We start from the raw sequence: 7,971 nt of genomic DNA, 5'->3' as shown, positions 1-7,971 counted from the left end.
GCCCCATCTGCACAAGGTCCAGCACCGACTGCACGCGCTCTTTCAGTTCCGCCTTCGGCACGCCTTCCTGCTTCAGTCCGAAAGCGACGTTCCCTTCGACCGTCATGTGCGGGAACAGCGCGTACGACTGGAACATCATGTTGACCGGGCGACGGTACGGCGGCAGCGCGGCGAGGTCTTCGCCATCGATCAGGATCTTGCCCGACGTGACCGTTTCCAGACCGGCGAGCATGCGCAGCAAGGTGGACTTGCCACAGCCCGAACTGCCGAGCAGCGCGAACAGCTCGCCCTTCTTCACCGACAGGTTGACGCCCTTGACGGCCGTCGTGTCGCCGAACTTCTTGACGACATCGACGACCTGCACGAAGTTGTCCGCGGCTGGATCGCTCGCGGCGAAGCCCGTAGGCAGCGCGCCGGCTGCGGCCGGCACACTCGACTGGTCACTCATGATTCTCTCTGCCCTGCCTTTCTGACTTGATACCTTGACGGGGTTGACGAACAAAGCCCCCGGCGCTGGCCGAGGGCTTTGGATAAAACGTAAAACTACGCTGCCGGGCGCGTCAGCGGCCCGACTTGAACTCGGTCCACAGACGCGTCTGCAGGCGCTGGATTTCCGGCGGCAGCGGCTTGAGCAGGAACAGCGTCTTGAGCACTTCCGGCGACGGATACACCGCCGGATCGTTGGCGATGTCCTTGTTCACATACTTGCGCGCTTCCGCGTTGGCGCTCGGGTAGTACACGGCGTTGGTGATCGCAGCGTGGACCTGCGGCGTCTCGATGTAGTTGATCCACTGGTACGCGGCATCCTTGTGCTGCGCATCCTTCGGAATCGTCATCACGTCGAACCAGATCGGCGCGCCGCCCTTCGGAATGTAGTACTCGATCTTGTACGGCTTCTTCGCCTCGATCGCGCGATGCTTGGCGATCACGACGTCGCCCGACCAGCCGTAGGCGAAGCAGACATCGCCGCCGACCATATCGTTGATATAGCCCGACGAGTTGAACTGCGTGATGTACGGACGGATCTTCTTCATCATCGCCAGTGCGGCGCGATAGTCGTCCGGATTGGTCGAAAGCGGGTCGCGGCCGATGTAGTGCAGCGCGGCGGCGAAGAACTGGTCCGGCGCGTCGAGCACGGACACGCCGCAAGCCTTCAGCTTCGAGATGTTCTCGGGCTTGAAGAGGATGTCCCAGTTGTCGAGCGGCACGTCTTTGCCAAAGATCTGCTGCACCTTGTTGACGTTATAGGCCAGACCCGTCGTGCCATAGGCCCAGGGCACCGCGAATTTGTTGCCCGGATCCGCGCCGGCGACCAGCGCCATCAGCTGCGGATCGAGATACTTGAGATTGGGAATCTTCGACTTGTCGAGCGGCGAGAAGATGCCGGCGGCGATCTGCTTGCCCGCGTAGTTGGTCGTCGGCACAACGATGTCGTAGCCCGAATTGCCCGCGAGCAGCTTGGCCTGCAGCGTGTCGTCGCTGTCGTAGTTGTCGTACTTGACGGTGACGCCGGTCTGCTTCTGGAAGTTCGGAATCGTGTCTTTGGCGATGTAATCGGACCAGTTGTAGACGTTCAGTTGCGTATCTTTCGCCACCGACGCGACCCACGGCGACGCACACAGTGCGAGCACAGCCAGTTTCGCCAAAACCCGTTTCTTCATCCCGTTCTCCGTTCTTAGCCTGCCGCCCGAGTTCGTTTGAAATGATGCTCGGCGTGTTGCCCGGCAGCGTTGCGCCGCATGTGCGCCGTCCAAGGCGCCCCCCAGAATTTACCGAACCTACCATCAATCGCGCCAGGCGACAAAAAAGAACGTCAGCTTGTCGCGCAAACGGAACAGGCTCCGGGCGCAAGTCTGGCAGGCGGCAAATCGCGCGCAATTTTAGCCGTTTGAGCGTCCCTGTCTACAAAAAAAACGTGGACGCAACATTCCTGCGACGCCGCCGCATGGGAGCCGGGGCGCGCCGATCCGGATTGCATCGCCGTCCTTTGGGCGAGCGTGACGGGGGGCTTGCGGCAGTCCTTGCGCACGGTAAGAAAATCCTTGCCTTTTTGCGCGGATGGGCAAGAAAAGCCGTTGCCCGCGAATCGGTTAACATAGCGGGGTTTTCCGCCCGGCCGGTTTGCTTGTTCTGCTCCGGCCATCCCGCCCCAAAGACATATCGATGGCATCCAATCTCCACGACCTCCCCGACAGCCCGTGCATCGGCGTGTGCTCCACGCTGTTCGACGACATCTGCAAAGGCTGCGGCCGCACCGCGATCGAAGTCTCCAACTGGGTCTTCCTGAGCGACGAAGAAAAGCAGGCCATCTGGGCCCGCATCGAGCGCGAAGGCACCGCCATGCGCTTTCAACCGAAAAACGCCTGAATCGCGCAACGATGCCTTCCGGGCATAAAAAACGCCGGACTAGCCGGCGTTCGATTCCTGGCGTTCGATCCTGTGCAGCACCGCTCAGAACTTCATACCGACGCCGATACCCACGATGATCGGGTCGATATAGAGCGTGCCCAGCGACGAGCCGTTGAGCGACGCGCCCGTGCGCATCCAGATCTTCTTGATATCCGCGTTGACGAACACGTTCTTCGCGACCTGATAATCGACGCCGAATTGCAACGCCGGGCCGAAGCTATGGTTGTCGATCGACACCGGCTGGCCGCCCGCGTGCAGGCCGTTGTTATAGAACAGCGTGTAGTTGATGCCCGCGCCCACGTAAGGCCGGAACACGCCGGCGTTGTTGAAGTGATACTGCAGCAGCAGCGTGGGCGGCAGCACGCCAACGCCGCCCAGCGCGCCGAGGCTCGACGTGACCTGATGGCGCGAGGTGCCCAGAATCAGTTCCGCGCCGATGTGGTTCGTCACCATGTAGGTGAAGTCCAGCTCGGGCACGATGGCGTTGTTGACTTCGGTCTTGAGCGTGGTGAGCGTGCCGCTCGTGCTCGACTGCGGCATGATGCTGATCGCCCGCAGGCGCACGAGCCAGTCGCCTGCGTAGATCCCCGTGTCGGGCGTCGTAGCGGCTTGAGCCGTCGACGCGCTGAAAGCGGCGCCAAATGCGAGAGCAGCCACGGCCGCGATGGTCTTGATCTGATTTTTCATGGTGAATTCCCCTGTGGTTCCCGCGGTGATTCGCAAGACACTGCGAATTCTCCGAGGCAGGGGCCACCTATTTCTTGATTCGAATCAGTTGAGGGCAAACGCCGCGCGATGTGCGACCGCAGGTCGCGCAGAACCCGTCAAAAGCAGCTCCAGAAGGTCTCTTACCGAGCGGATGGCGTTGCCAAAAGGCAACGCTTCGCGCCCACGGAAAAAGAGCCCATTCGATACGTCGCCGCGCAGCGCGGCAGCCAGACGCGTATCGATGCAGAAGTGCCCGAACTTTTCGATGCCATCGCGCAGGCCGCACACGGACAGACATTCGAGGCCCGTCGGGCAGGCGTTCTTGACCTGACCGATCTTGGTGCGGATACGCGTTTCGTTGCGCAGGTAACGATCGAGCCACGGCGTTCGTACGGCGCGCGCAGGCAGCCCTGTCACGCTGACGAATTCGACGATCTCCTCGGGCGTTGCGTCGGCGAGCACGCGCTTGAAGTTGGGATGCGCGTCGCCCTCTTCCGTCACGGCGAACGGCGTGCCTACCTGCACGCCGTTGGCGCCCGCCTGCAGCCAGCGCCGCACCGCCTCGTGGCTGTTGATGCCGCCGCCGACGATCAGCGGCACGTCGCTGCGCGTAATGCCGAGCGTGGCGTACACGCCGTCGAGTTCCTCGAAGATGCGCTCGAATCCGAAGCGCTCGTTGTCCATATCGGCGAGATCGGTCACGCCGAGGTGGCCGCCCGCATGCGCCGGATGTTCGAGCACCACGGCGTCGGGCAGACGGCCCTTCTTGATCCACTTCTTGAGTACGAGCGACACGCCGCGCGCGTCGGAGAGAATCGGAATCAGCGCGATATCCACGCCCTGGGTGAGATCGGGCAGATCGAGCGGCAGGCCCGCGCCCATGACGATGGCGTCGGCGCCATGCTCGCAGGCGGCACGCACGTAATCCGCATGGGCATTGACGGCCTTCATGACGTTCACGGCGATCATGCCGTGGCCGTCGGCCAGCCTGCGCGCGGACTCGATCTCGCGGCCCAGCGCGACCAGATTGGCCTGCGCGAGCGTTTCGTGACGCGGATCGGCGCGGCATTGCTAGACGAGATCGGCGTGATGGTGGCGCAGGTCGATACTCGCGATGGTGCCGAGCGCGCCCTCGCGCGCAACGCTGCCCGCGAGCCGGTGCGCGGAAATGCCGACGCCCATGCCGCCTTGCACGATGGGCAGCAGTTGACGGCCACGAAGTTGGAGCGGCGCGAATGAATGATCTGGAAACATGATGACCCGCTTGGCGTTGTCGATGACAAAACGCTTATGGTCGCGCGCACCCCAATGGCAGCATTGATAAAAGTCAAAAACAAATGCGGGAGCCACATATGGCTCCCGCATCAATGATTTTTATCAAGACGTCGCAAGGCGCGACGTTTTCAGCGCTTGTTCAACACCTGTTCGGCGCAACGGCTCAGGCCTTCGGCACCTTGAACTGCATCGACTTGTATTCGAGGTATTCCTCAAGCCCATAGACGCCGTTTTCGCGGCCATGCCCCGACTGCTTGTAGCCGCCGAACGGCGCAGCCATATTCCATGCGCCGCCGTTGATGTCGATCTGGCCCGTGCGGATGCGGCGTGCAACGCGCATTGCGCGCTCGTCGCTGCCTGCCCAGACCGCGCCGCCCAGACCGTAGAGCGAATCGTTGGCGATGGCCACCGCATCGTCCTCGTCTTTGGCGGTGATGATCGTCAGCACCGGGCCGAAGATTTCTTCCTGCGCGATGGCGGCGTCGCGCGGCACGCGGCCGAACACCGTCGGCTTCACGAAGAAGCCTTGGGTCAGGCCGTCGGGCATGCCGGCGCCGCCCGTGACGAGTTCCGCGCCGTCGGCGATGCCGCGCTCGATGTAGTGCTGCACTTTCTCCTGCTGCACCTTCGAGGCGAGCGGCCCGAGCTTCGCCTTTTCGTCGCGCGGATCGGCGACCGTGTAGGCTTCTGCGGCGGCTTTGGCCAGCTCGCGCGCTTCCTCGTAGCGCGACTCCGGCACGATCATGCGCGTGTGCGCGGAACAGGTCTGCCCCGAATTCAGGAAGCATGCGCCCACGGTGCCCTTCACCGCAGCGGCAAAGTCGGCGTCGTCGAGCACGACCGAAGCCGACTTGCCGCCCAGCTCCAGCGACACGCGCTTGACGCTCGCCGACGCAACTTCCGACACGCGCTTGCCCGCGCGCGTCGAGCCGGTGAACGAGACCATATCGACTTGCGGATGACGCGCCATCAATTCGCCGACGACCGGGCCGTAACCGCTCACAAGATTGAATACGCCTGCGGGCAGGCCGGCTTCGTGAATCGCCTCGGCGAGCACGAAGGCATTGAGCGGCGCGATTTCGGAGGGTTTGAGCACGACGGTGCAGCCCGCGGCCAGCGCGGCGGCGACCTTGAGCGTGATCTGGTTGAGCGGATAGTTCCACGGCGTGATGGCCGCGACGACGCCCACCGGCTCGCGCACGACGAGCGAATTGCCGACCTGTTCCTCGTACTGGAATTCGCTCGCGAGCTTCGCGTAGGCGCCCCAGTTGTAGACCGGGCCGCCCACCTGAATCGCGCGCGCGAGCTTGAGTGGCATGCCCACTTCGCCCGCGATCAGTTGCGCGAGTTCGTCGGTGCGTGCCTTGAGGTTATCGGCGATCTTTTGCAGATACGCGCCGCGCTCGGCGGCAGGCGTGGCCGCCCAGGCGTCGAAGGCGGTGCGCGCGGCAGCGATGGCGGCTTCGGCATCGGCTTCGTTGCCTTCGGGGATGCGGCCCATGACGGCCTCGGTGCCCGAATCGATCACGTCGATCGTGCCCTTGCCTTGCGGCGCAATCCATTGGCCGTTGATGTAGAGCTGGTCGAACTGTTTCATGTGCGTGCTCCTGTCTCCGTTGTGTGCGTGTTCTTGCGCGCCTTTGAAGACGCGACGATCACGCATTCTAGCCTGCTTGACGCATACGGAAAGCGTTGCGCACATTCGGGCTATGGTTTTGGTCGCACCCTTATACTGGCGCGCTCCTTCACTCGCCGACGCGCTTCATGAAACGCATCCTGCTTTCTCTCGCCATGGGTCTTACGCCACTGCTCGCTCACGCTGGTTGCGAGGACAACTTCCAGAAGTGGACCGCGCAACTGCATCCGGGCCGCACGCTCGATGCGGAACATGCCGTCTGCAAGGCCTGGCCCGCGAACGAAGCGCTGACGATTGCGGCGCTGCCGCTGCCGCAGAAAGGCAGCAATGACGACACGAGCACGGACGATCTCGAAGTGCTGGTGGCCGATACGGCCTCAGGAACGGTGATCGCGCATCAGTTCCAGAAGTCGGCCTTCAGCTATGACGCCGTGAGATTCTCCGGCTTGACGATCGACACGGCACGCTATCAACTCACGCCGCAGAACCGCGCGTTTGGCATTCGCGTGGCGCATGAAGGCTCATCGCGCGTCAATCCGTTCGGGCAGACCGCGCTCAGCCTTTACGTGATCGACGGGCAGAGCCTGCGTATGGTCGTCGATCGTCTGATCGTCGAGGATTCGGGTGGCGAGTGGGACGGCAATTGCGCGGGCAGCTTCAGCAATACGACGCGCTCCCTTGACCTGGGTCCGGCGGGCAAGGAAGGCTATGTGGCGCTGAAGGGCACGGAGAAGTCCGCGCAAACCGTCAACGTCGTGCAGAACGGCGATTGCAAGTACGACGTCAACAAGTCGTCGAAGCGCACCGGCTTCACGCTCGAATATAAGAACGGCAAATACACCGTACCCAAGGCTATGCAGTACAGCGACTGATATTGGAGCGCACGCATGAAACGCCCCCTGTTTTGTCTCGTCGCCAGCGTTGCTCCGCTCTTCGCCCACGCGGGTTGCGAACAACACTTCCAGGCGTGGATGGAGAAACTGCATCCCGGTCATACGCTCGACCGGGAACACGCAGCGTGCAAAATCTGGCCAGCGAACGAAGCACTGACAATCGCGGCATTGCCGTTGCAAAATCCAGCCGATCAAGACGGTGGCGGCACGGTTGACGTGGACGTTCTGGTGGCCGATACGACTACGGGCGCGATCGTCGCGCATCAGTTTCAGGCGCATGCGATCCACTATGAGCCAGATCACTTCTTCGACGGTATCGTCGTCGATACAGCACGCTATCAGCTCACGCCCACGCAGCGCGCGTTCGGCGTGCGGCTGAAGTCGTCGGGGGGATATCCCGCAGAGATGTCCGGTGTGACGACACTGAGCCTGTATCTGCTTGATGACGCACGGATGCGAACCGTGCTGGACCGCCTGAAGGTCGGCGAATGGACTGCAGACCGGGGCGGTGCGTGTGACTCCGAGTCGACCACCACGACTCGCACGACTACGTTGGGTGCCGCGCAGGCGAGCGGCTACGCGGCGCTCAAGATCGAAGAGACAACGATCGAGGAAACGGTAAGCGGGAACCCTGAGAAGTGTTGGGTAAGCAAATCGCCAGCACAGCGTGGCAGTGCGACGTTGGAATATCGCCACGATGTCTATAGCATCCCCGCCGCCCTCCAGTATTCGACCGATTGAACCGGACGATTCAGCGCTCTTCCGAATAATAAAGCGGCGTTCCACATGTCCCGCAGGCGTGCTCGACCGAATACGTGTAGCGCATGAGCCGGGCCGTACGTAAAATTGTGCTGCCGCACTTGCTGCATTCCGGGCGGCTCGCCTGTCGCGGCGGATGCTGGGCGATATACCAGTCGTAGTTCTGCTGCTCGTAGCGCGTGAGAAGCCGATAGCGCCGCCATGCCAGCCACGCGACACCGCCCGATAACAGCATGCCGAACAGCGCCTGACCGAATGCACTGGAAAACAGCCCGGTCAAATCCGTCAAAA

Annotated in this window: 8 protein-coding genes and 1 pseudogene; 3 read left to right on the top strand and 6 right to left on the bottom strand. The window is 62.5% G+C overall.

Translation table 11 applies throughout. The annotated features are described in order from the left end of the window. Together VG320_RS03385 and VG320_RS03380 are read right to left on the bottom strand one after the other, a co-directional pair. A partial coding sequence (locus VG320_RS03385; RefSeq protein ID WP_414695956.1) for an ABC transporter ATP-binding protein occupies positions 1-448 on the bottom strand: 448 nt, incomplete at its 3' end. 112 nt (positions 449-560) lie between these two features. Beyond that, positions 561-1,661 (bottom strand): polyamine ABC transporter substrate-binding protein, encoded by a 1,101-nt coding sequence (locus tag VG320_RS03380; RefSeq protein WP_327198746.1) that lies wholly within the window; start codon positions 1,659-1,661, stop codon positions 561-563. A gap of 502 nt (positions 1,662-2,163) precedes the next feature. Between VG320_RS03380 and VG320_RS03375 the strand changes: the two genes are divergently transcribed. After that, positions 2,164-2,367 (top strand): DUF1289 domain-containing protein, encoded by a 204-nt coding sequence (locus VG320_RS03375; RefSeq protein WP_103703832.1) that lies wholly within the window; start codon positions 2,164-2,166, stop codon positions 2,365-2,367. 84 nt (positions 2,368-2,451) lie between these two features. Here VG320_RS03375 and VG320_RS03370 read toward each other — a convergent pair whose 3' ends face one another. From VG320_RS03370 to VG320_RS03360, 3 genes and pseudogenes are all read right to left on the bottom strand, one after another. Further along, complete coding sequence (locus VG320_RS03370) at positions 2,452-3,096, bottom strand: OmpW/AlkL family protein (protein WP_327198745.1); 645 nt, start codon at positions 3,094-3,096, stop codon at positions 2,452-2,454. A gap of 84 nt (positions 3,097-3,180) precedes the next feature. Beyond that, a pseudogene (locus tag VG320_RS03365) lies at positions 3,181-4,371 on the bottom strand (NAD(P)H-dependent flavin oxidoreductase). A gap of 184 nt (positions 4,372-4,555) precedes the next feature. Beyond that, the gene (locus VG320_RS03360) at positions 4,556-5,989 is read right to left on the bottom strand and encodes an aldehyde dehydrogenase family protein (protein WP_327198744.1); all 1,434 of its coding nucleotides are present in this window, start codon (positions 5,987-5,989) and stop codon (positions 4,556-4,558) included. Between the two features lie 167 nt (positions 5,990-6,156). Between VG320_RS03360 and VG320_RS03355 the strand changes: the two genes are divergently transcribed. Together VG320_RS03355 and VG320_RS03350 are read left to right on the top strand one after the other, a co-directional pair. After that, complete coding sequence (locus VG320_RS03355) at positions 6,157-6,900, top strand: hypothetical protein (RefSeq protein WP_327198743.1); 744 nt, start codon at positions 6,157-6,159, stop codon at positions 6,898-6,900. Between the two features lie 15 nt (positions 6,901-6,915). Beyond that, entirely contained in the window at positions 6,916-7,662 is a 747-nt protein-coding gene (locus VG320_RS03350; protein WP_327198742.1) for a hypothetical protein, read from the top strand. A gap of 10 nt (positions 7,663-7,672) precedes the next feature. Here the strand turns inward: VG320_RS03350 and VG320_RS03345 are convergent. Next, the coding region (locus tag VG320_RS03345; protein ID WP_327198741.1) for a hypothetical protein at positions 7,673-7,971 on the bottom strand (299 nt) is incomplete at its 5' end.

This window comes from Paraburkholderia sp., assembly GCF_035948235.1.
In the GTDB taxonomy this organism is placed as follows: Bacteria; Pseudomonadota; Gammaproteobacteria; order Burkholderiales; family Burkholderiaceae; genus Paraburkholderia.
This window is presented reverse-complemented; position numbering and strand designations above follow the sequence as displayed.